The organism is Streptomyces sp. NPDC102274 (genome assembly GCF_044766385.1).
GTDB lineage: Bacteria > Actinomycetota > Actinomycetes > Streptomycetales > Streptomycetaceae > Streptomyces.
In genome coordinates this window covers 273,503-296,591 of sequence record NZ_JBIWLW010000009.1, presented here as the reverse complement: position 1 = coordinate 296,591, position 23,089 = coordinate 273,503, and the positions used below count along the sequence as shown (strand labels likewise).

Annotated in this window: 15 protein-coding genes and 5 pseudogenes; 14 read left to right on the top strand and 6 right to left on the bottom strand. The window is 69.3% G+C overall.

Annotation, left to right across the window (positions count from 1 at the left end; all coding sequences use genetic code 11):
- Window positions 1-245 precede the first annotated feature (245 nt).
- Window positions 246-740 carry a transposase gene (locus ACIRQP_RS15920; RefSeq protein ID WP_403889418.1) on the top strand — a complete coding sequence of 165 codons (495 nt, stop codon included), beginning with the start codon at window positions 246-248 and terminating at the stop codon, window positions 738-740.
- A pseudogene (locus ACIRQP_RS15915) lies at window positions 734-1,365 on the top strand (BTAD domain-containing putative transcriptional regulator); the annotation flags it as partial. The gene ACIRQP_RS15920 and the pseudogene ACIRQP_RS15915, both read left to right, overlap by 7 nt.
- 39 nt (window positions 1,366-1,404) lie before the next feature.
- Here the strand turns inward: ACIRQP_RS15915 and ACIRQP_RS15910 are convergent.
- Window positions 1,405-2,064 (bottom strand): cutinase family protein, encoded by a 660-nt coding sequence (locus ACIRQP_RS15910; RefSeq protein ID WP_403889415.1) that lies wholly within the window; start codon window positions 2,062-2,064, stop codon window positions 1,405-1,407.
- A gap of 362 nt (window positions 2,065-2,426) precedes the next feature.
- Here ACIRQP_RS15910 and ACIRQP_RS15905 point away from each other — a divergent pair, with 362 nt between their 5' ends.
- Window positions 2,427-4,088, top strand: a complete 1,662-nt coding sequence (locus ACIRQP_RS15905; RefSeq protein WP_403889412.1) for a peptidase M23 — start codon at window positions 2,427-2,429, stop codon at window positions 4,086-4,088.
- Between the two features lie 94 nt (window positions 4,089-4,182).
- On the opposite strand, the gene ACIRQP_RS15900 is transcribed toward ACIRQP_RS15905, so the two are convergent.
- Both ACIRQP_RS15900 and ACIRQP_RS15895 read right to left on the bottom strand, forming a co-directional pair.
- Window positions 4,183-5,190 (bottom strand): alpha/beta hydrolase, encoded by a 1,008-nt coding sequence (locus ACIRQP_RS15900; protein ID WP_403889443.1) that lies wholly within the window; start codon window positions 5,188-5,190, stop codon window positions 4,183-4,185.
- Window positions 5,191-5,392: 202 nt separating this feature from the next.
- Entirely contained in the window at window positions 5,393-7,882 is a 2,490-nt protein-coding gene (locus ACIRQP_RS15895) for a penicillin acylase family protein (protein ID WP_403889409.1), read from the bottom strand.
- Window positions 7,883-8,181: 299 nt separating this feature from the next.
- Between ACIRQP_RS15895 and ACIRQP_RS15890 the strand changes: the two are divergent.
- The 6 genes and pseudogenes from ACIRQP_RS15890 to ACIRQP_RS15865 all read left to right on the top strand — a co-directional run.
- Window positions 8,182-9,144, top strand: a pseudogene (locus ACIRQP_RS15890) (alpha/beta hydrolase).
- A 65-nt stretch (window positions 9,145-9,209) separates the two neighbouring features.
- Window positions 9,210-10,742 (top strand): peptidoglycan DD-metalloendopeptidase family protein, encoded by a 1,533-nt coding sequence (locus ACIRQP_RS15885; protein WP_403889406.1) that lies wholly within the window; start codon window positions 9,210-9,212, stop codon window positions 10,740-10,742.
- A gap of 89 nt (window positions 10,743-10,831) precedes the next feature.
- Complete coding sequence (locus ACIRQP_RS15880) at window positions 10,832-12,862, top strand: family 43 glycosylhydrolase (RefSeq protein WP_403889403.1); 2,031 nt, start codon at window positions 10,832-10,834, stop codon at window positions 12,860-12,862.
- Between the two features lie 496 nt (window positions 12,863-13,358).
- Window positions 13,359-14,168, top strand: a complete 810-nt coding sequence (locus ACIRQP_RS15875; RefSeq protein ID WP_403889400.1) for a serine/threonine protein kinase — start codon at window positions 13,359-13,361, stop codon at window positions 14,166-14,168.
- Window positions 14,165-15,604, top strand: a complete 1,440-nt coding sequence (locus tag ACIRQP_RS15870; protein WP_403889397.1) for a serine/threonine-protein kinase — start codon at window positions 14,165-14,167, stop codon at window positions 15,602-15,604. The genes ACIRQP_RS15875 and ACIRQP_RS15870 overlap by 4 nt, the downstream gene beginning before the upstream one ends.
- A 149-nt stretch (window positions 15,605-15,753) precedes the next feature.
- Window positions 15,754-15,906 (top strand): annotated as a pseudogene (locus ACIRQP_RS15865) (MarR family transcriptional regulator); the annotation flags it as partial.
- Between the two features lie 224 nt (window positions 15,907-16,130).
- On the opposite strand, the gene ACIRQP_RS15860 reads toward ACIRQP_RS15865, so the two are convergent.
- Entirely contained in the window at window positions 16,131-17,279 is a 1,149-nt protein-coding gene (locus tag ACIRQP_RS15860; RefSeq protein ID WP_403889394.1) for a glutathione-independent formaldehyde dehydrogenase, read from the bottom strand.
- Window positions 17,280-17,581: 302 nt separating this feature from the next.
- Window positions 17,582-17,788 carry a YncE family protein gene (locus ACIRQP_RS15855; protein WP_403889391.1) on the bottom strand — a complete coding sequence of 69 codons (207 nt, stop codon included), beginning with the start codon at window positions 17,786-17,788 and terminating at the stop codon, window positions 17,582-17,584.
- 242 nt (window positions 17,789-18,030) lie between these two features.
- Here ACIRQP_RS15855 and ACIRQP_RS15850 point away from each other — a divergent pair, with 242 nt between their 5' ends.
- The 4 genes and pseudogenes from ACIRQP_RS15850 to ACIRQP_RS15835 form a co-directional block, all read left to right on the top strand.
- The gene (locus ACIRQP_RS15850; protein ID WP_403889388.1) at window positions 18,031-18,627 is read left to right on the top strand and encodes a malonic semialdehyde reductase; all 597 of its coding nucleotides are present in this window, start codon (window positions 18,031-18,033) and stop codon (window positions 18,625-18,627) included.
- Window positions 18,628-18,682: 55 nt separating this feature from the next.
- Window positions 18,683-19,300: a transposase gene (locus tag ACIRQP_RS15845; protein ID WP_403889385.1), complete on the top strand. Its 618-nt coding sequence runs from the start codon at window positions 18,683-18,685 to the stop codon at window positions 19,298-19,300.
- Window positions 19,231-20,085 (top strand): annotated as a pseudogene (locus ACIRQP_RS15840) (reverse transcriptase domain-containing protein); the annotation flags it as partial. The gene ACIRQP_RS15845 and the pseudogene ACIRQP_RS15840, both read left to right, overlap by 70 nt.
- Before the next feature lie 133 nt (window positions 20,086-20,218).
- Window positions 20,219-20,467, top strand: a pseudogene (locus ACIRQP_RS15835) (hypothetical protein); the annotation flags it as partial.
- 101 nt (window positions 20,468-20,568) lie between these two features.
- Here the strand turns inward: ACIRQP_RS15835 and ACIRQP_RS15830 are convergent.
- A complete protein-coding gene (locus ACIRQP_RS15830) occupies window positions 20,569-21,549 on the bottom strand; it encodes a DMT family transporter (protein WP_403889382.1) in 981 nt (326 codons plus the stop codon).
- Here ACIRQP_RS15830 and ACIRQP_RS15825 point away from each other — a divergent pair.
- On the top strand, window positions 21,548-22,984 hold the full coding sequence (locus ACIRQP_RS15825; protein WP_403889379.1) for a PLP-dependent aminotransferase family protein: 1,437 nt from the start codon (window positions 21,548-21,550) through the stop codon (window positions 22,982-22,984). The genes ACIRQP_RS15830 and ACIRQP_RS15825 overlap by 2 nt on opposite strands.
- The last annotated feature ends 105 nt before the right edge of the window (window positions 22,985-23,089 follow it).

Below are 23,089 nucleotides of genomic sequence, written 5' to 3'. Positions count from 1 at the left end.
ATGACTCCAACTCGCTGTCCCACAGACCTACTTCGACACCGCTCTCCGTTCCCATAACCGGTTCAACGCACCCCGATCGGGTGAGTAACGAACCATCGCCACTCTGACGGTCCGTCAGCCAACTAGACTCCGAAGGGCCCCTTGACCAGGGCGTATGGAGAACTGCAACTGGAGTACTAGTGCCTGTGTGATGTCGTGATCAATCTTGCCGATTCGGATACGTCTGATCCGGTAAGAAGACGATCGTGACGCGCAGGCAACTGTCCGACGAGCAGTGGAAGTTGATTGAGCCGTTCCTGCTCATTGGCGGGTACGGCCCATACCCCGAGCGGTTACGGGATCAGTTCGAGGGGGTGATCTGGCGGTTCAGGACAGGCGCGCAGTGGCGTGAGATGGGTGAGTTCGGGCCCTGGCCAACCGTCTACGGACGCTTCCGGGTCTGGCGGAACGCGGGTGTCTTCACCGCGCTGCTGGAGGGCCTGATCGCCGAAGCCGCCCGCCAGGGCAGGGCGGACCTGTCCCCGGTCAGTGTGAACTCCACGACCGTCCGCGCTCACCACAACACTGCGGGGATGCTTGTCGAGAAGGACGTCAGGGAGACTCTCGAGAAGGTCGCCGCCGAGCAAGAACGGGCCGGGCAAAAAGGGGCGACGAGGCGAGACAGAACGGGCAGCACGGCGGAAATGAGCCTGAGTGTGAAGAGCGTCGACACGTCCGCCGCCGACGACGGCTCCGCCTGAAGAATGCACTCCTGCGCATCGAGGGCAGTCCGGACTCGGTCATCGAGCACGCCCGGCGTGGTTACCAACTGGTCCCCGGAGCGGTCGACGTGGACGCGGCGTGCCTGGAGGAACTTGTCGCCGGGATCGGGGCGGCCGACCGAGCGGGCGACCCGACCGAGGCGGTCCGCCTGTGCACCCAGGCGATGGAGCTGTTTCGCGGGGAGGCTCTGGCCGGTTTGCCCAGCCCTCTGGCCGAACTGGAGCGGCTGCGGCTCACCGAGCGCCGGATCGCCATCGGGCAGCAGAAGGTGGAGTGGCAGCTGCGGCTGGGCCACGACGCGGAAACGATCTCCGAGCTGTTCGCTCTGTCTACGGCACATCCCCCTCAATGAGCCGTTGCCCGCGATGCTGATGCGGGCGCTGTACCGCAAACGGCCGGCAGGCCGACGCCTTGACCGTGTTCGACCGCGCCCGCCGCCGTCTGGCCGACGACCTGGGGGTTGCTCCGAGCCGGTTGCTGCGGCGGACGCACCGGATGATCCTGCGCGGTGACGAGGCCGGCCTGGCCCTCGTCACCGAACGGCACCGGCGCACACCACTGTCTGCCGACGGCCGGTTCTTCCCGGCCGATAGCAGACGGTGATGGATGTGGCCGCTTGCCGGGCGGAGGAGTTCTCCGCGGTTACCAGGAGGCGGGATTCCAGGCGCCGTTGTACCACTGCTCGTTGGCGCTGTCGTTGTGGTGATCCATGTTGAAGTCGTTGGGGTAGTTGTTGACGTGGTTGGCCGGGTAGGTCCAAATGCCGGCGGACTCGTCACAGACGTAGTCCCAGTGGCAGATGGTCTTGACCGGTATGTTGCCGAAGAACTTGTCGGCGCCGGCGAGCGGGGCGCCGATGATGCCGCCGAACGGCACGGATCCGCCGTTGGCGCCGGGAGGGGCCTGGCGCTTGGGATCGGCGATGAGAACGGCGTTGACGTTGCCGAATGTCTGCCAGTTCTCGGTGACCCAGATGTGTACCACTGCGGCGCCCAGGGAATACCCGCCCATCTTGACGTGCTGGTCCGGGCACGCGGCACGCTGGTCGCGGACCAGCCGGTTCAGTTCGTTGACGCCTGCACGGGCGCTCGCACCGTTGGGAATCTGCGTGGGGTACCCGACGTGCTGCTGGATGTTGCCGTAGAAGCCGTCGTTGTTCCATGAGCTTCCCGTGCCACCGACGACGATCGTGTAGGTGCCCTCGCACGGAGCCGCTGCTTGCGCCGGGGATCCCTGTGCCACTGAAAGCCCAGCGGTCAGCAGAAGTCCGGCTGACGCGGCCGCGATGCTTTTTGCTCGCATTCGATCCTCCCCCATGTAGTCGGCCTACGCGTCTGCCGTCTTCTGCGGTACGCGGTCGGCCAAGGTCACCGGACGACAGTGACAGTGGCCGATGACATCCCGATGAAACCCGCACGGCGCCGGACCGACAGGGCGGCCCCACCGTCAGCCGGATCGACGCCCCCCCGTTCGCGCGGGGGCTGATTCCATGGATTTTTCATCGGTGCCCTCTACTGTCGGCCGCCGACGACCGGAGAGGAACGGCCGGTCCGACCGACTGCGGCGGCCGGCACTGCCCGGCGTCATCCACGCTGGCTGACCGGCTGTTCCGCAGGGCCGGGAAGCGGCTGAATTCCGCGAATTTCACGACGGAAGGGCACACCATGGCAAGACCTGGCTTATGCCGCGTGTTCACCAGGCTGGCCGTCCTGGCCGGCATCTGGGCCCTGGTCATCGGAATGACCACCTCGGCTGCCATCGCGAAACCCCCGCCTGTTCCTCGCCCGGGCGATGACCGGTATGGCGTCTCCCGATATTTCAGCGGGCCGCAGGGGCTGGCCATTCCGACCGTGCCCTGTGATCCGGCCGGCCCGTCGGCCACTGACGGCATCATGGCCGGCCAGCTCAACCCGCAGCTGAACGCGAAGATGGCCGGCTATCTGGACGCCTACAAGATGTCCTGCGCGCGGATGGTCACGCAGGCGGTGAAGGACCGGGGGCTCAACCCGAGGGCCGCGGCGATCGCCATCGCCACGATCATCGTGGAAAGCAGCATGAACAACTACTCTCAGGCTGTCGACTACACCAGCCTCGGGCTGTTCCAGCAGCAGGATTGGTGGGGTACCCGGGAACAGCGTCTGAACCCGGCCTACGCCACCAACGCCTTCCTCGACGCGATGGAACAGCAGTTTCCGGGAGGCTCGTGGAACAACGAGGCGATCGGCGACGTGTGCTGGCAGGTTCAGCGGCCGAGAGAGGACCTGCGCTATCTGTACGCGATCGAGGCGGGCGACGCGGAGCTCATCGCCAACGCTCTGTGGTCCGGTACGGGCAGCAGCCCCAAGCACCCGTACGCCTCGGGTCAGGTGGTGTCCGGGCGGTCCGCGGACGGGCGGCTGGAGGCCTTCGCCGCTGGGGCCGACGGCGTGTACCACTCGTGGCAGACTGAGGTGAACGGCGCTTGGTCGCCGTGGCAGTCCGTGGGCGGTCCGCGCAACGCTGAGCTGGCGGTGGCGTCCAATGCGGACGGCCGGCTCGAGGTGTTCGCACTGTCGGACACCACGTTCGACCACATGTGGCAGACCGGTCCCAGTGCCGGTTGGTCGGCCTGGGAGAATTTTGGCACCGGGGGGCACCGCCTGGCGGCGGGCAACAACGCCGACGGCCGTATCGAGGTGTTCGCTTCCAATGCCAACGGCGTGTTCCACCGCTGGCAGACCGCGCCCAGCGGCGCGTGGGCCCAGTGGGAAGGCGTCGGCGGCGGCCCGGCCAATGCGCGCCTTGCCATGGAGAACGCACCCGATGGGCGACTCGAAGTGTTCGCGCTGGCGGACTCGACCTTCGAGCACCTCTACCAGACCGGGGTCAACGGCGGTTGGTCCGCCTGGGAGAACTTCGGCACTGGCGGGCACGACGTCGCCGTCAGCTACAACCAGGACGGCAGGCTCGAGGTGTTCGCCTCCAATCCCAACGGTGTGTTCCACCGCTGGCAGACCGGTCCGAGCTCGTGGTCGGAGTGGGCGGGCACCGGCGGGATCTCCAACGCCGCGCTGACCACCTCGCGGACGGTCGACGGCCGGGTCGAGGTGTTCGCGATCAACGCCGATACGGCGAGCCATACCTGGCAGACCGGGCCGAACGCGTCGTACTCGGCATGGGAGACCTTCGGTGGCGGCGGCACCGAGATCAACACGGCCAACAACGCCGACGGCCGCATCGAGGTGTTCGGGACCAGCAGCGCCGGCGTTTACCACAGGTGGCAGACGGGGTTCACGACCTGGTCGGAGTGGGCCTGGCTGAACGGTCCCGGCCCCGCCGTCGAGTAGGACTAGAGCGTGGCACGCGCTCGCCGTCGTCCCGCGCCGCATCAGTGGCGGGCGGGACGACGGCGGGCCTACGCCCGGACGGTTATCCGGACGGTCAGGAGGCGAAGGCCCTCTCCAGCCTGGGAATCAGGTCCCGGAGGTCCTGCTCCCAGCAGCCGCCGTTGTGGTCGCCGTTGCACTGGGTGCCCCAGCCGGAACCGTCGCCGTAGTTGACGTAGTAGTACGGCATGCCCAGGGCGTCCATGCGGGCCTTGACGTTCTTGGCCGCGCCCGAGACCCAGAACTCCAAGGTGCCGGGCGAGCCGCCGCCGTCGCCCGTGTAGATGGAGACCCCGATGCCGGCGAGCTTTTCCATGTGCTGCTGCGGGTCCACCTCGTTGAACCGCCAGTCGGCGTTGAACACCGGGTAGGGCGAGCCGAACGCGGCGTCGCTGTCCACAGCGGGCTTGTAGGGGGAGTTCTCGCCGCCCTGCGCGTCGATGAGGGAGGCGACGACCGCGAACCGCAGGTCCATGGAGTTGGCCGACAGGTCGATGTCACCCGACAGGGACGCGGTCTGGCTGAACAGGTCGGGGCGGACCTGGGCGTAGTGGAAGGCCCCGAACCCCCCCATGGAGACCCCGGCGATGGCCCTCGCCTTTTTGGTGGCGATGGTCCTCAGGTTGGCGTCGATGAACGGAATCACCTGCTTGAGGTGGAAGTTCTCCCAGTTCTGGGCCCCGGCCGGGGTCTTCTGGTTGAGCCAGTTGGCATACCAGCCCCGGGCTCCGCCGTCCGGGATGACGGTGATCATGTCGTTCGACATGCTCAGCGCCGGGTAGTTCTGCTGGATCGGGTCGTCGGGCGAACCGTGCAGGAAGTACATCACCGGATAGCGCCTGCCCGGGTCGGCGTAGTAGCCGCTCGGCAGAATGATCTTGATGTGCTGCTCGCCCGCGACCTCGGGCGTGGTCACCGTGAGGTAGAAGTTGGTGGCGTCTCCCGTCGCCGTCCCGACCTGGGTCAGGCCGAACCCGTCCGCCATCTTCGGCGGCGTGGTGCCGTCGGCGGCCTGCGCCGTACCCGCAGGCGTGACCATGGCGACAGCGGCGACGGCGACCATCCACGCCACCACCGTGCGCCACCAGTTCGACTGTCTTTTCACAGCGTGCCTCCTTGTGATCCTTGTGCTGCTTGTAGGTCTCTGCTTCGCGCGGCACGCAACGTATCGATGGGCGATGAATCGCCCATGAAGGAGCACGCCGGAGACCGTCGTGAACGGTTCCGGCGTGCTCGGACGGCAGTCTCGGTCAGGGGCGTCGGTCTCAGTCGAGGACCTTGGTCTCCAGTGCCGGTGAGGCCGCGATCTGCTCCTCGGTGAACCGCGTGGTCACCCACCGGCCCGCCGAGAACAACTTGGTCTGATCAGCGTAGTGCGGCGAGTTCGGGTTGGCCGACTGGGAGTAGGCCAAAACGGAGTACGCCTCTGGCGGGCCATCGGCGGTGAACCGCACCTGCTGGATGAAACTGGACCCGAATTCGACGTCCGGTGTTCCGTCGACCTGGCCGAGTTCGATCACGTTCAGTACGCCGAGTTTGCCGGACGCACCGTGGATCGGGATCTGCTCACTGCCACGGGTGATCTTCTGGACGTCCGACAGCGGCGCGTTCAGCGGAATGCCGGCCTTGCGCAGCGCGAGAACCGCCCGTCCGAACGCGTCGCGGACGGCCGAGCTTCCGGAGTCCAGCGAGTTGGGCGTGTGCACCGGGTCCTTGGGATCGAAGGGAACCTTCCACGGTAGGTTCTCGAGTCCCTGCGAACCCTGCAGGAAGGACCAGTAGTTCGCGAACAGCAAGGATCCCCGGCTGTCGGCCGTGAAGTCGTGGCTCTTCCACGCGGCCAGGATCGGACACGCCTCGCTCACGTTGACCACGTTGCCGTCCACCAGGATGAGCCCGAAGGCGACGTTCTGGCACATCGACACCGTGGCGTTGAGGGCCAGGTCGGCGGCCCTGCTGTTGTCGGCGAAGAGCAACTGTCCCATGGACTCCGGTGTGAAGCCCCTGCCTCGCAGGCCGTCGGTGCCGTTTATCCGGTTCTGCGCGGTCAGGATCAGCTCCTGGGTGCGCAGCGACCGGGGCGCCGCCATGTCGCCCATCACCCGCGGATAGGTCAGCGGCTGATCGGGGTTGGCCAGCCAGGGGCTGTCGTTGGCGTTGCCCACGAAGTCGGACCGGATCAGCCGCGGCTGCTTGTGCGGATCCAGCAGTCCCGGCCCGACCGCATTCGGGTCGTCGGGCCAGTCGCACGCGCTGCGCTTGCCGTCGAGGATGGAGAGCGGCGGTACGTTCGGCAGCCGGAGCGACTGGTTGAACAACAGCTTGCCGGTCTCGGTGAGGCACGATCCGGCGTGCTCGTCAGTGATGTTGGGGACGGCCTGGATGTCCGCGTAGAGCGCGTTGCCCTCGCGGTCGGAGGCGACGGTGTTGAAGAAGGGGACGCCCTGCGTGGTCTCCAGGGTGTTCACCACGTCGTGGACGTCCTTGGCCTGGTCCAGGCGGAACCACGTGTTCAGCGCCCGCAGGTTGTTCATGTTCACGTCGCGCACCGCGTGCGCGCTGACCACCCAGGGCAGCGGGTAGCCCATGATCGACGTGGTGATGGGGCCGTACTGGGTGGACCACAGCTTCCGCGTGACCTTGGCGAGGGAGCCGTCCGCCTGCAGGACGTCGACGGCGATCTGCTGCGAGGTCATCTGCTTCCAGGCGCCGTCCACCAGGTACTTGGTCGGGTTGAGCGGATCCACCTGCACGTCGAACAGCCCGAACGGGGCGACCGTGGCGACGGTGTGGCTCCAGGCGACGTCGTCGTTGTGCCCGATGTTCACCGCGGGAAGTCCGAGCAGGCTGGCCCCGGAAACGTTGACCTTGCCCGGGATGGTCAGCTGGCTCTGCCACATCCGGTTCTTGCCCTGCCACGGGAAGTGCGGATTGGCCAGCAGCATGCTGGTGGCGCCGGACACGCCCTGCGAACCGACCGCCAGCGCATTGCTGCCCATGCCCTGTTCACGGCTCGCCGCCAGCGCGTCGCGGATCTTCTCCGCAGTTTTCGCGGGTGAGGTCTTTGCGGGGGTGGTTCTCGCAGGTGAGGACGCCTGCGGCGCGGCTGTCGACGCCCCCGGGGGCGCGGCGGTCACCTGGCCGTCCAGCAGCGGGTCGGCGCTGCCCATGATGATCTCGGCGTGTGCGTGCCGGTAAACGTCCAGCTCGGTGATCGGACGCACCCAGGCCGCACCGCGGCAGGCCGGGTCGGTGAGGTTGTTCACGCCCGTCTCGGCCAGGTACCTGTTGTATCCCTGGACGTAGCCGCGAATGGCCTCCTTGACCTCGGGCTCGGGCCCGTCGGGGGCGGGCTTGGCGAGCAGCCGCTCCACCACCCCGTTGTCCTTGATCCGCTGGAAGTACAGGTCGCTGTTGAGATTGGTGGTGCTGTTCTGGTTCTGCCCGGGGCTCGCCTTGCCGTCGGGCCCCAGGTAACGGGACCTCTGGGCCTTGACCATCAGATAGGTGTCGGCCAAGGTGCAGATGTTGTCCTTGGCCGCCGCGTATCCGTAACCCGTTCCCAGCCCGCCCCAGTCCGAGGCGATGATGTGCGGGATTCCGTACTCGGTGTAGCGGATCGTCGGCTTGTCCGGCCCGGGTTCGGCGGCGGCCGGCCCTGTGGCCGCCGACCCGGTTGCCGCCATCGTGCTCATCACCGCCACCACGGCCGTGACCACCAGCGGCAGTCTCGCTCTGAATCTCCTCCGCGCCATCGAGCCCGTCCTTCCCCGTGGTAGCGACCCTCGTCCGAACGCGGCCACGTTAGGCAGGAGCGATGAAATCTCGATGATGCCGCCGCGCCCGGGGGCGCGGCCGAAGTCCTGTCCCTAGCCGACGTACTCCCGCCTGTCAGTCCGTAACCTTCCGGAGTCTTTCGGCCCCGTCCCGTTGCTACCTTCCAGACCGCCCGTTCGCGCGGACCGCCCGGCGGGCCGTGCACGGCCTGAAGCGGCGTGACGGGACTTCTTCCCGCACCCTGACGCATCGTCACACTCTGGAACAGGAGGGCACGTTGAGCGCGCAGCACCCCACCCGTAGGAACATCCTGAAGACCGCAGGGGGCCTCTCGGCCGCTCTGGCCCTGGGCAGCGGGGCTGTCCTCGCCGCCGCATCCACCGCCGCCGCTGTCGGCGACGGCTTCGGGCTGCGTATCGTGGAGCGCGGCGAGGCTGGCGCCCGCATGTGGTACTACCGGTTCCAGACGAGCGCGATCGGCTGGAATCCCGCTGTCAACGTGCGGGCGCACGTACCCCGTGGTCTACCTCTTCCACGGAGGCGGTACGGATCAGGACTTCATCACGTTCGACCGCGAGCGCATCCGGGAGTGGACCGCGGGCAAGCCGATCATCGTCGTGATGCCCGACGGTGGCCACGCGGGCTGGTACTCCAACCCCGTGAGCTCCAACGTCGGCCCGCGGAACTGGGAGCAGTTCCACATCGAGCAGCTGATCCCGTGGATCGACGCGAACTTAAGGACGTTCGCGGAGTACGACGGCCGTGCCGTGTCCGGTTTCTCGATGGGCGGCTTCGGCGCGCTGAAGTACGCGGCCAAGTACTGGAGCCACTCCGCCTCGGTGAGCGCCCACTCCGGCCCGGCCAGTCTGCGCCGGGACAACGGCCTGGTGGTCCACTGGGCCAACACCTCGTCCGCGCTCCTGGACCTGAACGGCGGCACGGTCTACGGGCGCCGCTGTGGGACGAGGCCCGGGTGAACGCGGACAACCCAGTACAGCGGATCGAGAGCTACCGCAACAAGCGGGTCTTCCTGGTCGCCGGCACCAGCCCGGATCCGATCAACTGGTTCGACACGGCCAACGAGACCCAGGTCCTCGCGGGGCAGCGGGAGTTCCGCTCCCTGCTCGGCAACGCAGGCATACCGCACGAGTGGCACGAGCCGCCCGGCGGCCACTTCATTCGCCACGACATGCTGCAACGCGACATCGACGGCATCATCGACCGGCTGCGCAAGGCGTGACTGGCGCCTCGTGCACCGCACGTCTGTCCCACTCACCCCGAGACTGCCAAGGGGAGGAACGTCTCATGCTTCCTGGACTTGCCCGACGCGCACTGACCTGTGTTCTCGCGGCGGCATTCGCCCTGCTCCTGTCGCCGCTGGTGCCCGCGGCTCCGGCCGCTGCCGCGCCCGCGCCCAAGGCTGCGGCCGCCAATTCCGCCGCGGCCTGTCCGGCCGCCGGTTTCGTGTCCCAGCACTACCACAGTGGCCACAACGGCGTCGACATCGCCAATGACGTCGGGACGCCGATCCACTCCGTGGGCGACGGCGAGGTGACCATCTCCGGATACACCGGCGACTACGGCCAGTGGATCCGCGTCCTGCACCCCGACGGGAGGATCTCCGAGTACGGGCACATGTCCCGGCGGGACGTCTCCGTCGGCGACCGCGTCGTGGCCGGCCAGCAGATCGCCCTGATGGGCGCCGAGGGGAACTCCACCGGTCCCCACCTCCATCTGCGGATCTGGGGAGACCAGTCCACTACCTACGGCATCGACCCCGAAATATATCTCGCGGAGCGCGGCGTAGTGCTGCCCTGCACCCCGGGCAGCGGTCCCCGGCCCCAGCCGCTGGTGTATCCGGCGGAGTCGGGCCGGGTCGTGTCGGCGCGGTCGACGGACGGGCGCCTGGAGGTGTTCGCCGCGGCAGCCGACGGCATCCACCATGCCTGGCAGCAGGAGGTCAACGGCAACTGGTCGGCCTGGGAGACCCTCGGCGGACCCGGCAACGCCGAACTCGCCATCGCACCCAACGCCGACGGCCGCCTGGAACTGTTCGCCGTCAGCGGCAGCACCTTCCAGCACCGCTGGCAACTGAACCCGTCCGGCGGCTGGTCGGGCTGGGAATCCTTCGGCGAAGGCGGCCGAGACACCGCGGCCGGTGTCAACGCCGACGGCCGCATCGAGGTCTACGCGTCCGGCCCGGTCGGACTCTTCCACCGATACCAAGTCGCCCCGAACGGCGGCTGGTCGCAGTGGGAGCACACGGGCGGCGGCCCCGCCGACAGCCGCGTGGAAATGGAGAAGGCACCCGACGGACGCCTGGAGGTCTTCGCCCTCAACGGCGACACCTTCCAGCACCAGTACCAGACCGCTCCCAACGGTGGCTGGTCCGCGTGGGACACCTTCGGCATCGGCGGCCGCGACCTGACCGTCGACCACAACGCCGACGGACGCCTGGAAGTCTTCGCCTCAGGACCGGTCGGCGTGTTCCACAGGTACCAGACAGGACCGAGCAGTTGGTCCGAGTGGGAAGCCACCGGCGGTCCCGCCGACTCGCAGCTCACCAGCGAGCGCACCCCCGACGGCCGCGTCGAAGTCTTCGCCATCAACGGCGGCACCGCCATGCACACCTGGCAGACCGCCGTCAACGCTCCCTTCAGCGACTGGGCCTCCTTCGGCACCGGCGGCACCGAAGTAACCGCCGCCACCAACGCCGACGGCCGCATCGAAGTCTTCGGCACCAACCCCACAGGCACCTTCCACAGGTGGCAGACCGGCTTCGCCACCTGGTCCGAGTGGGCCTGGCTCAACGACACCGCAGGACCCGCACGCAGCTGACCGGCCCCGACCGCCCCACACACCCAACCCCGCGGGCCGGCCGTGCCCCTGTGCAGCACGGCCGGCCCGCGGTCTCCCTGGAGGGACTCATGCTTCCGATCAGCAGACGGAGCCTGCTGCGCGGTGCGGCCGGGGCGGGCGCACCGCCGTTCCTGGGCGCAGGACCCGCGTCCGCCGCGACCTCCGGGGACACCCCGTCCCCGTACTGGGTCGGTGCGGAGCCCTTCGCGTACGTCTACGACCCATCCACCTCCGCAGGCCCCCGCTATCTCAACGATCACACGCTGATCAAGGCCCAGGGCCGCTGGCACCTGTTCAGCATCGTCGGGGCCAGCGCGCCGCGCGGCGAATCCCCGGACAGCACGGCGGAGATCTCCTTCGCCCACGCCTCCGCGCCGAGCCCGCACGGGCCGTGGACCACCCACGCCGACGCACTCACCGTCGCCCCGTCCTACTTCGGCGAGGAACACCTGTGGGCGCCGCACGTCGTCGAGGCCGACGGCACGTACTGGATGTTCTACGCCGCGGGCGGCGAGAGCGGTGCCGCAATCAACCTCGCCTCCTCGACCGACCTGTTCACCTGGAACCGCGAACCGTCAGGACCGCTGTTCAGGGGCATCGCAGCGCGTGACCCGATGGTGCTGCGGGTCGGCGGCGAGTGGGTCATGTACTACACCGAACTCTCGGGCGCGGGCGGCCACCACATCGTGGCCTACCGGCGTTCCGCCGATCTGCTGCACTGGAGCGAGCCGGGCGTCGCGTTCACCGACGCGAGCACGGACGCGACGGTCTCGGTCACCGAGTCGCCGTGCGTCGTCGAACGGGACGGCTGGTACTACCTGTTCATCGGGCCGCGGGGCGGCTACGAGGGCACCGACGTACTGGCGTCGCGGGACCCCTTGCGCTTCGAACTCGCCGGATACGCGGGGCACGTGGCCGGTCACGCCGTCGAGGTGATCAGCGACGGGGAGGCGTGGTACGCCAGCGCCGCGGGCTGGTTCCGCAATGGGCTGTACGTGGCGCCCCTGTACTGGCGGGACGCGCCGCCGCCGTGGCAGAGCTCCGACAACCCGGTGGCCGGTCTCGACGTGGAAGGCCGCCTCACACTGTTCGCACTCGACGCCGCCGACCGCTCGATGCTGCGGCGCGTCCAGCTCGCCCCGTCCACCGACACCTGGTCGCCGTGGGAGTCCTTCGGAGGGCCGGCCGGTGCGGTTCCCACGCTCGGCCGCAACGCCGACGGCAGGCTCGAGGTGTTCTCGCTCGCCCCGGGCGGCGCCAACCTGCACCACCGGGTGCAGCGGCCGGACGGCGGCTGGCACGGCTGGGAGGAGTTCGGCGGCCCGGCCGGAGCCGCCCCCGCCGTCGCCCGCAACGCCGACGGCCGTCTTGAGGTCTTCGCCCTGAGCCCCGGCGGCGCCTCCTTCGCGCGGCGACGGCAGCAGTCGCCCGGGGCTTTGGCCTGGGACCCGTGGGAGCCCGGCTTCGGCGGGGCGGCGGGCGCGCCACCGGTGGTCGCGACGAACGCCGACGGCCGACTGGAGGTGTTCGCCCTCTCGCCCGGCGGCTCTGGGATCCTCCACCGTTGGCAAGCAGCCCCCAGCGGCCCCTGGACCGCGGCATGGCACCCGTTCGGCACCGCGGCTGGCGCCGCGCCCCGGGCGGCCAGGGACGGCAGCGGTCGGCTCACCGTCGTCGCGATCGGTCCTTCGGGCGTGGGAACCTTCGCCCGGCGGCAGGCCGTGCCGAGCGGCGGCTGGGATGAGTGGCTGCCGTTGTTCGGCTGGAGCGCCGCCGCCCCGACGTTCGCCATCAGCGCCGACGGCCGACTGGAGGCGTTCTCCCTGACGCCCGCCGGCGCCCTGCTCAGCCACCGCCGGCAGGTCACTCCGGGCGGGGACTTCGACTCCGGGCGGGAGTTCGGCGAGCCAGGCATCAGGCTCGTCGCCACACCCACGACCGCGCTCGACTCGGCCGGGCGGCTGCATGTCTTCGCCGTCACCGTCGCCGGCGGCATACGGACCCGCGTCCAGGAGCGGCCGAGTGGCGCGTGGCAGTCGTGGACGGCCTTCGGTGATCGCGCGATCGCGCCCCTCGTGTCGGGCAGTCCCGCTATGTGAACAGAGCGTGCGGATCTCGCCAAGTGAACGGGGGAATCGGCGTTTCCTGCGCGCCGCGGATCGCCCCGGCCCCGGCTCCCTTTCCTCCACGCGCGGTGACGTTCCCCACGTTGCGCGACCTGGAAGAAGGTATCTGCGCCCGGCGTGGGAGGACAGGTCCCGCGCCCCGGCCGTGCGCAGCGGCAGGCTGTCTTCCCGCGACTCGGCGTGAAATCTCCGGCGGAACAGCTTGACAGAGGCCCGGAAACAGCCTCAAATCACCGCGCCTGTCGCAGGGTTGTGGTGACCTGGGGCACAGCGAGCGGCGCTCTGTGCGGAGCGCGTCGCGGTGCGCCCTGGGGAGGGCGCTTCAAGCGTCTTCCTGCGCCGCTGCGGCCTGCGGCCCGCCCCCGCGAGCGGTCCCGGCGAAGTGGCCAAAGTACGCCGGTGAACTCCCGTGGCGGATGAGTATCGTTCCGCTCGTCCGAGAAGCATGACGCGTGGAACGGGGGGCGCGGTGAGCGGTGTAGTCGTCCATCTGCCGCAGGGAAGCGGGGGCGCCGACGGCGGCGAACCGTACGGTGACGCGGTGACGTTACGGCTCGGTCCCGGCGAGGTCGCCCGCTTCGGGCGGGGCTCCACGGCGATCCCCATCGATCTGCGGCTCGCCGACCCGGCGATCTCCCGGCTCGCCGGGGAGATTCGTGTGACCGACGACCACTGGCAGCTGACGAACCACAGCACCACCCACAGCTACCTCGTGGAGAATCCGGAGGGAGCAGGGGAGTACCTGAGGGTTCCGCCGCGGCGGGTAGGGGCGCCGATCCCGTTCGAGTTCTCCCGCGTGGTGCTGCCCACCCGTAGTGACGTCTCCATCTCCTTCCAGGTGTTCGCTCCCGACCACATCTATCTGGACCCGGAGGCCACGGGCGTCCTCTGGGGGAACAGCACGGTCACCGCGTACTCCCTGGACGAGACGGCTACGTACTTCCTGGTCCTGGTCGCGCTGTGCGAACCGCGCCTGCGGGATCAGTCCCGCGTGGCGGTTCCCACCACTCCTCAGATCGTCGAGCGGCTCAGGGGGCACGTCACCTGCGGCACGTTGACCGCGCGGGCGGTCAGCTCGCACATCGACTACCTCGCGGAGGAGAAACTACGCATCGGCGTCCCGGACGCTCATGAACCCGGCAAGAGTGACCGCCGCAATGGCAAGCGGGAGGAGATCGTCGGGCTCGCGCTGCGGTTCGGGCTCGTACGGGAGGAGCACCTTGCGCTGCTGCCGCCCCTGTCAGGGGTTGGCGGGCGGAATCGGCTGACGGCACGATGACACCGCCGCACGGTCTGGGGGACACCACGGAGGACGACTGTACGGACCTGCTTCCACCGGGTCATCAGGTGGGAGCCTGGGTGGTCATGCAGCCGATCGGGTCCGGAGGCTGGTCCACTGTCTACGCGGCGCGGCCGGCCGCCGGGCATCCGGGCCAGACCGGCGTTGTCCTTGCGGGCCGGGCTTCGGGCCCCACCGACGTCGCGCTCAAGATCATGCCGACTGCCGGGCTCGCGCCGCGGCAGGCGCGCAGGATCGTGGAATCCGCCCGCCGCGAGGTCGAGCTCGGGCGCAGAGCCGGGCATCCCAGGCTGATCGGCCTCCTGGAGTCGTTCGTTCTCGCCGCACCTGACCGCCCCTCCCTGCAGGGTGCGATCGTCCTGGTCATGGAGCGGGCTGCCGGCAGTCTGCGGGAACTCATCGACGCGGGGGTGCCCGAGGCCGATCGCGGCCGGCTGATCGCGGGAATCTGCGAGGGGCTCTCGCATCTCCACCGGTCGGGCTGGGTCCACGCTGATCTCAAGCCGGAGAACGTTCTGCTGGGCCAGGACCGCACCGTGAAGCTCTCGGACTTCGGCCTTGCCACTGAGCTGACCGGGACACACGGATACGCGTCTCCCATGGGCACCCTGGACTACCTGCCGCCCGAGCGCTGGAGGGCGCCGCTGGGCGAACTCGGCGTGCGGGTCCGTCCGACGGCCGACATCTGGGCCCTGGGCATCGTCATCCACGAGGTGTTCGCGTCGGGCGGCTCACCGTTCTCCGGCGCCACACCCGTGGCGCGGGGCGCCGCGGTCCAGGAGTACGGCGAGGGGCGTGCCCGGCTGCGCATGGACCACACGGTGCCGCCGTTCTGGCGCGCGCTGGTCGCCGACTGCCTCGCCCCGACCCACGCGGCGCGCGCCCCGCACACCGCCGAGAGCCTCCTGGCCCGCATCGCCGCCCGGCAGGAGACGCCCGAGACGGAGGCGGGGCAGTTGCGGGGCCGGGCCCGCGCCGCCGTCCTGGCCACCGCACTGTGCGGGATTGCCGGCGCGGCCCTGTGCTCGGACGCAGCACGGGTGGGCTCGTCGGCACCGGCCGGCCGGGTGGGCGGTGCGGCCGTCACGCTCCGGGTGTTCAACGCGGAGCGGGGCTGCCAGGACCGGGTCGACCGGGACCCTCAGTGCAGCTTGGGCCTGGCGATCGAACCCGGGCGGCCCTACACCGCGGACAACGTCGTACAGACCAGGGCGTGGCACGGCGATATCCTCGCCGCCGACTGCCAGTTCGCGGACGGGCAGCCCATCATCGACGAGGAGGACCAGCGGTCCACCCGCTGGTTCCGCGTCCGTCTCCCACCCGGATCCACGCCCTCCGCGGCCTGGCTCCCCGCCGTACGCACAAGGGAACGGCCGGTGCTGCCGGATTGCCCGCACCCCACGACCGTGCGCTGACGCGGAGCGCTCCACTCCAGCCCTCTCCTGCTGCCCCTCAGGTGTGTCACTCGAGCCCGCAGTTGTGTCTGTGCGGGGTGTCCGGATGCGGTGCAAGGTATGCAGAGGCAGTTCTGGATACCTTCCAAAGGAGTCTATAGGCTGAGGTCTTGACCAGTTCGGATGACAGCGCGCCCGTGCCCGGCGCCGTAGACCTGCGGGCCTTCGCGGTCCAACTGCGACGGATGAACGGTGAGATCAACCGACTGGTCCACGGGTTCGCCACCGACCAGGGTCTGCACTCGACGGACGCGGCCCTTCTGGTTTGGTGCCCTGAGGATCTTCACCGCGGTGATTTTTCCGTTGGAGAGGGTGGCGGCGACTTGCACGGTCCCGTACTGGGTATCGATGGGATCTCCGGTGAACGTGCCTGTCCCCGTGGAGCGGATGCACCTGGAGGGCACTGCCGCCGTGTTTCGGTATCTCGAGGTCCGCCAGCCGTGCGCAGCCGCCGCAGTACAAGTACGTCCGACCTTACGGTCGTGGGTCAGGAGCCGTCGGGGTGCAGAACGACCTTGGTCCAGCCGTCGTCGCGGGCGTCGAAGTGCTCGTAGCCCTCAGGGGCCCGGTCAAGCGGCAGTTCGTGCGAGACGATCCAGGACGGCTTGGCCTTGCCCTGTTCGATCAGGTTGCACAACTGCCGGTTGTACGCCTTGACGTTGGCCTGCCCATTGCCCACGGACTGGCCCTTGAACCAGAACAGCCCGTAGTCGAAAGCGATTTCGCCTTCCTTGTACAGCTTGTCGGGGCTGCCGGGGTCGTGGGGGATGAAGACGCCGACCACGCCGATGGTGCCGGTGAACTTCACCGAGTGCACCAGGTTGTTCAGCGTGAGGTTGGGGTGCTCGGTACCTTGCGGGTCGTGCGCCTGGTAGCCCACGCACTCGCAGCCCCGGTCCGCCCCGAGACCGTTGGTGAGTTCGTTGACCTGGTCGATGGGCGAGGCCTTGGAGTCGTCGATCGGGATCGCCCCGATCTCCTCGGCCAGCGCGAGGCGGTCCGGGTGGCGGTCCACGACCATCACCTTGGCTGCGCTCTTGAGATTCGCCGACAAGGCGGCCATGAGGCCGACCGGCCCCGCACCGTAGATCACCACATTGTCACCAGGCTGTACCTTCGCCAGTTCGGTGCAGTGCCAGCCGGTGGGGAAGATGTCGGAGAGCATCACGTAGTCGGTCTGCTTCTCCCGCGCCTCCTCGGGCAGGACCAGGCAGTTCGCGTCGCCATACGGCACGCGCAGGAACTCCGCCTGCCCGCCGTTGTACGGGCCCATTCCCGCGAACCCGTATGCGGCGCCGGCCATGGTCGGGTCGACCGGTGTGGTCAGGCAGTACGCGGTGAGGCCCTGCTCGCAGTTGCGGCAGAAACCGCAGTTGATGTTGAACGGCAGACACACCAGGTCACCGACCCGCACCCGGTCCACGCCGTCACCGATCTCGACGACCTCGCCCATGTTCTCGTGGCCCAGGACCCGCCCGGCCGCCATGTCAGTGCGTCCTTCGTACATGTGCAGATCCGACCCGCAGATGTTCGTAGTCGTGATCTTCACCAGGACGTCCGTCGGTCGCTCGATCTTCGCGTCCGGTACATCCTTCACCGTCACCGAGCGCGGTCCTTCGTAAACCAGTGCCTTCATGACAGGTCCCTTCGCTGTGAGCACGCCGCGTGCGTGCTCCCGCTGGCGGGGCGGGTGGTGGGCGCAGCCGACTGCCGGAACCTTGCACCGCAAGCAAACCCGCACCCAGGACTGTGGGGGGGCGCCATGTCGCTCCGATGCGGCCGCAGTGTGGTGGGTGCATCACGTCCGACGAGGCGACACACCTCCTTACGTCCACCCTCCCACAAGGAATCCACCTGTCAAAGCGATCACGGAACGTCTTGCCCCACACAGGCAGGTGGTTCGAGGTCGACGGCGACCCGATGCGGTGCATCGCGGGTTCAGCTCACTGCGACGCCGTAGGGGCTGTCGCCGAGGGTGACAGTCGCGACGACCTTGTTGGATGTCGGGACGATGACCGTGAGGGTCCCACGCTCCCTGTTCGTGACGTAGACAGCCCGGCTGGTGACTTCCAGGTTGAACGGGTCGGTGCCGGGAGGCCCCAGGGCAACGGTGGCCGAGACGCGGTGGCTGCCGGTGTCGATCACGGAAACGTTGCCCGGACCGAGATCCGCGGAGTAGGCGAAGCGGCCGTCGGGCCCGGGACACGTCAAAAGGGCCCTCGCCGACCTGCACGGCAGTCGCCTTGCCAGTACGGGTTGCGACGGCAAGGACTTGCTTTCCCACTTCGTCGGCGACGTAGGCCAACTCGCCGTCCGGGGTGAGGGCGACGCCCACCGGGGAGCGCCCCGCGGGTAGTTGACGGGTGACCCGACGTGTGTGGGTGTCGATGACCGACAGGTTGCCCGACTCGGCGTTCGCCACGTACGCACTGCCACCGTTGCGACTGAACGCCACCTTCGCCCCGACACCGGTGAGCGACGCCGAGCTCTCCAGCGTCTGGGAGCTCGCCAAGTGGGCGCCGACCTCTGCCAACACCCAGCCACTGCGCGTGCTGTACGTCCGCCCGGGGCAAGGACGCGAGCGGCTGGTCAACCACATCGCCGACAAGAACCGGGACAAGACCGCGACCGCCCCAGCGGTGGCGGTGCTGGCGGTGGACGCACGATTCCATGAACACATCCCGACCCTCCTGCCGTTCCGCCCCGAGGCCAAAGCCGTCTTCGACGCCAACGAGGACCTGCGGACCCACACCGCGAACTTCAACGCCACCCTGCAGGCGGCCTACTTCATCCTCGCCATCCGCGCCCACGGCCTGGCAGCCGGACCGATGGCAGGATTCGACGCCACGGGAGTGGACGCCGAATTCTTCCCCGACGGCCGCTGGCACTCGATCCTCGTCGTGAACATCGGCCGGCCCGGCGAGAACCCCTGGTTTCAGCGGCTGCCCCGTCTGGACCACGACGATGTCATCCGCTGGGTCTAGCTTGACTCTGTCGGGGATCTTGGAGTTACTCGGTGCGGCAGCATGATCAACGGGCATGCTCGGACTGTTCCGAAGACCGATGCAGTTGTCGAGGTGCCTGTTGTCAGTCCGTCCTCTTTCTGGTGAGCAAGTCCCGTCTCTGACCGTGCAGATCGCGCGGGCGAGCAACCCCGGCGGTACGACGGCGATGTGGGTGAGAGATCGGCTGGACGGGCTGTGGCGCGACGAGGACTTCGCTGAGTGGTATCCGCGGGACGGGCGTCCGGGTCTGTCGCCGGCCCGGCTGGCCACTGTCTGCGTGTTGCAGTTCCTGCTCGGCCTGTCCGACCGGCAGGGCGCTGAGGCCGTGCGCTGCCGGATCGACTTCAAGTACGCGTTGGCCCTGGAACTGGACGACCCGGGTTTCCACCACAGTGTTCTCGGTGACTTCCGCGACCGTTTGGCAAGAGACGACCGAGACGACTACCTGCTTGATCTTGTCCTGGCCCGGCTGAAGGAGACGGGGCTGGTCGCCGAGCGCGGCCGCCAGCGCACGGACCGGAGGGCGAATTCCTCGACTGGCACCAGGTCAACTGGGACGCCGCGGAGGAGGACGTACGTCGTCTGCGCCAGCGCATCTTCGCGGCATCGCAGGCAGGGGACCTCAAGAGGGTCCGCAATCTGCAGAAGCTGATGCTCCGCGGCCGCAGCAACACGCTGGTAAGCGTGCGACGGGTCACGGAGATCAACGCTGGCCGCCGGACGGCGGGCATCGACGGGCGGGTCGTGCTCACGGCCCCGGGAAAGGCTGAACTGGCCACCTGGGTCCAGCACTCTTCCGCTCCGTGGAAGCCCAGGGCCGCCCGGCGTGTGTATATCCCGAAGAGCAATGGAAAGCGGCATCCGCTCGGGATTCCCGTGATCGTTGACCGGTTCCTGCAGGCCAGGACGGTCAACGCGCTGGAACCTGAATGGGAGGCCAGGTTCGAACCCAAGTCCTACGGGTTCAGGCTGGGCAGGGGCTGCCAGGACGCGATCCAGGCCATCTTCACTGTCGCGCACGGGAAGAACCCGAAGCGGCAGTGGGTCCTGGACGCGGACCTGGCGGCGGTGTTCGACCGCATCGATCACGGTCACCTCATCGAGATGCTCGGATCCTTCCCCGCAACGGGGATGATCGCCCGCTGGCTGAAGGCCGGGGTCATCGAGAAGGAGTGCTTCACCGCCACCGAGGAGGGAACTCCCCAAGGCGGCGTGATCAGTCCCCTCCTGCTCAACATCGCCCTCCACGGGATGGAAATGGCTGCCGGAGTCCGCTACTTCACCGGCGGATCGCACGCCGGTGAGACTGTTCCGGGATCCCCGGTACTGATCAGATACGCCGACGACCTGCTTGCCTTCGCCCGCTCAAAGGCCGAGGTGGAACAGATTCAGACGCGACTGGGTACCTGGTTGAAACCCAGGGGGCTGGTCTTCAACGAGGACAAGACGAGCGTTGTCCACCTCGACGAGGGCTGTGACTTCCTGGGCTTCAACATCCGCCGCTACCGCGGCGGGACGGTGCTGCTGATCAAGCCGAGCAAGGCAGCCGTGCGACGAATCCGGAAGAGGCTGGGACGGCGTCGTACGGGGGACGGGCGTCGATCTGTACATCGGCGAGGCCCTCTACAAGGCGGGCGATCCGGCCCAGGACGCGGCCTGGCAGGATCCGGCCGAGCTGTCCCGTCATCTGACCCTCGCCAAGGAGTACGCGGGGGCGCGGGGGCACTGCTTCTTCTCGGCGAAGGAGGTCGGCGCGGATCCGATCGGGGCGATGACGAGGGTGGTGGCCGACCACTACGGGAAGCACGTGCCGAAGTGAGCCGGGCGCGCGCCGAGATGGACCGGGCGCCTGCCGAATCGGGCCGAGCGGGGCCGGACTCCCGGACCCGCTCGTCCCCCCCCGTGGTCTTCCGGGCGCGGTCAGGTGCCGGCGCGCTGGGTGACCGCGATACAGACGAGCACCGCGACGGCCGCGACCGGCGCCGCGGGTGTGAGGTGCTCGCCGAGCAGCAGTACGGACCAGGCCAGCGTGAGGACCGGCTGCGCGAGCTGGAGCTGGCTGGCCCTCGCGATGCCGATCGACGCCATGCCCCGGTACCAGACGTAGAGACCGAAGAACGTCGAGCCCGCGGCGACCCAGCCGAGTCCGATCACGCCGTGGGCCGTCAGCCGGGCCGGTTCGAAGGACAGCGCCACCGCCGCGCCCGTCACCGCGAGCGGCAGACAGCCGATCAGCGCCCAGCCCACCACCTGCCAGCCGGGCATCACCCCGGCCAGCCTGCCGCCCTCCGTATAGCCCGCCGCACACACCAGCAGGGCGCCGAAGAGGTAGAGGTCCCCGGAGGAGAGTGTCCCGCCGCTCTGCTGGACCGCGAACGCGATCACCACGGCCGCGCCGGCGAGAGCGGCCAGCCAGAAGGCCCTGGAGGGGCGCCTGCCCGTACGGACAGCGGCGAACGCGGCCGTGGTGAGCGGCAGCAGGCCGACCACCACGGCCGCGTGCGAGGTGGTGGAGGTCTCCAGCGCGAGCGTCGTCAGCAGCGGGAAGCCCACCACGACTCCGCCGCCGACGACCGCGAGCCCGGCCCAGTGCCGGCGCGCGGGGACCGGGAAGCGGAGGGCCAGCAGAAAGCCGCCCGCGATGAGCGCGGCGAGCGCGCTGCGTACGGCGACGAGGGACCAGGGGCCGAAACTCTCCAGGCCCCACACGGTGGACGGGAAGGTGAGCGAGAAAGCGACGACGCCCAGCGCGGCGAGGAGCGTGCCGCCGCGCGTGCCGTGGGTGTCGGACACGCTCCCGGTGCGGCGCACGGTGCCGCCTGTGTCGCCGCCGGTGGGGCCCGCGGAGTCACCGCTGACCGCTATCGAGGTACGGGGAGTAGCGCTATCCTGTGCTGTCATGCACGAGCGTAGCAGCGTGGCAGAACTGGTGAGTTCACTGAAGCGGGAACTGAACCGCTACTCACCAGGTGAAAAGCTGCCGTCCAGCAGGGCGCTGGTCGAGCGTCACCGCGTCTCTCCGGTGACCGTCTCCCGCGCCCTCGCCAGACTCACCGCCGAGGGGCTGGTCGTCACCCGTCCCGGCGCCGGGGCCTTCCGCGCACCCGCCAGGAACGCCGCCGTGCGGCCGGGCGACACCTCCTGGCAGGAGGTCGCCCTCAGCGCCGACGCCGCCACCGAACTCGTGCCGCGCTCGGTCGACGCCACCGGTGTGCTGGTCTCGCTCGCCGCGCCACCGCCCGGCGTCATCGAGTTCAGCGGCGGCTATCTGCACCCCTCGCTCCAGCCGGAGCAGGCGATGGCCGCCGCGCTGGCACGGGCGGGCAGACGGCCCGGCGCCTGGGGCAGGCCGCCCACCGACGGGCTGCCCGAACTGCGCGACTGGTTCGCGCGGGGGATCGGGGCCACCTGGACGGCCGCCGAAATCCTGGTCACCGCCGGCGGCCAGAGCGCGCTGACCACCGCGCTGCGCGCGCTCGCCCCGCCCGGTGCGCCGGTCCTGGTCGAATCGCCCACCTACCCGGGGATGCTGGCCATCGCCCGCGCCGCCGGGCTGCGCCCCGTACCGGTGCCGGTGGACCCCGACGGCGTACGGCCCGAGCTCCTCGCCGCCGCCTTCCGGGCCAGCGGCGCCCGGGTCTTCGTCTGCCAGCCGCTCTTCCAGAACCCCACCGGAGCCGTGCTCTGCGCGGCCCGCAGACCCGAAGTGCTGCGGATCGCGCGGGAGGCCGGGGCGTTCGTCGTGGAGGACGACTTCGTACGGCGGCTGGTGCACGAGGACGCCGGCCCGCTGCCCGGACCACTCGCCGCCGACGACCCCGACGGTGTCGTCGTCCATGTCTGCTCCCTCACCAAGGCGACTTCCCCGAGCCTGCGGGTCGGCGTACTGGCCGCCCGTGGCCCGGTCCTCGAACGGCTGCGCGCCATCCATGTCGTCGACACCTTCTTCGTACCGCGCCCGTTCCAGGAAGCCGCCCTGGAGCTGGTCGGCTCCGCCGCCTGGAACCGCCATCTGCGCTCCGTCTCCGCCGCGTTGAAGACCCGCAGGGACACCCTGACCACCGCGCTGCGCACCGAACTGCCGGAATCGGCCCTCCCGCACATTCCGCGCGGCGGCTACCACCTCTGGCTCCGCCTCCCGGACGGCGCCGACGAACAGGCCGTCGTCTCGGCCGCCCTGCGCGCGGGCGTCGCGGTCGCGCCGGGCCGCCCGTACTTCAGCGCCGAACCGCCCGCCCCCCATCTGCGGCTGAGTTTCGCCGCGGTGGCGGGGCCCGCGGAGATCAGCGAGGGCGTACGACGGCTCCGTACGGCCTGGGACGAGGCGCTCGGCTGAACAGACACGGGTCGGCCGATCCGGCCCGGGGAACATGCCGGTCACATATCCGGAATGGTTTCCTTCCCGCCATCGGCTGCCTCTTGACCGGTCCGGTTTTCGGCT

Excerpts from the sequence above, each read along its gene's own strand:
- ACIRQP_RS15910 (WP_403889415.1), bottom strand. The coding sequence starts at position 2,064 with ATGCGAGCAAAAAGCATCGCGGCCGCGTCAGCCGGACTTCTGCTGACC.
- ACIRQP_RS15905 (WP_403889412.1), top strand. The coding sequence starts at position 2,427 with ATGGCAAGACCTGGCTTATGCCGCGTGTTCACCAGGCTGGCCGTCCTG.
- ACIRQP_RS15900 (WP_403889443.1), bottom strand. The coding sequence starts at position 5,190 with ATGGTCGCCGTCGCCGCTGTCGCCATGGTCACGCCTGCGGGTACGGCG.
- ACIRQP_RS15895 (WP_403889409.1), bottom strand. The coding sequence starts at position 7,882 with ATGGCGCGGAGGAGATTCAGAGCGAGACTGCCGCTGGTGGTCACGGCC.
- ACIRQP_RS15885 (WP_403889406.1), top strand. The coding sequence starts at position 9,210 with ATGCTTCCTGGACTTGCCCGACGCGCACTGACCTGTGTTCTCGCGGCG.
- ACIRQP_RS15880 (WP_403889403.1), top strand. The coding sequence starts at position 10,832 with ATGCTTCCGATCAGCAGACGGAGCCTGCTGCGCGGTGCGGCCGGGGCG.
- ACIRQP_RS15870 (WP_403889397.1), top strand. The coding sequence starts at position 14,165 with ATGACACCGCCGCACGGTCTGGGGGACACCACGGAGGACGACTGTACG.
- ACIRQP_RS15860 (WP_403889394.1), bottom strand. The coding sequence starts at position 17,279 with ATGAAGGCACTGGTTTACGAAGGACCGCGCTCGGTGACGGTGAAGGAT.
- ACIRQP_RS15850 (WP_403889388.1), top strand. The coding sequence starts at position 18,031 with ATGACCGACAGGTTGCCCGACTCGGCGTTCGCCACGTACGCACTGCCA.
- ACIRQP_RS15845 (WP_403889385.1), top strand. The coding sequence starts at position 18,683 with ATGCTCGGACTGTTCCGAAGACCGATGCAGTTGTCGAGGTGCCTGTTG.
- ACIRQP_RS15825 (WP_403889379.1), top strand. The coding sequence starts at position 21,548 with ATGCACGAGCGTAGCAGCGTGGCAGAACTGGTGAGTTCACTGAAGCGG.
- ACIRQP_RS15830 (WP_403889382.1), bottom strand. The coding sequence starts at position 21,549 with ATGACAGCACAGGATAGCGCTACTCCCCGTACCTCGATAGCGGTCAGC.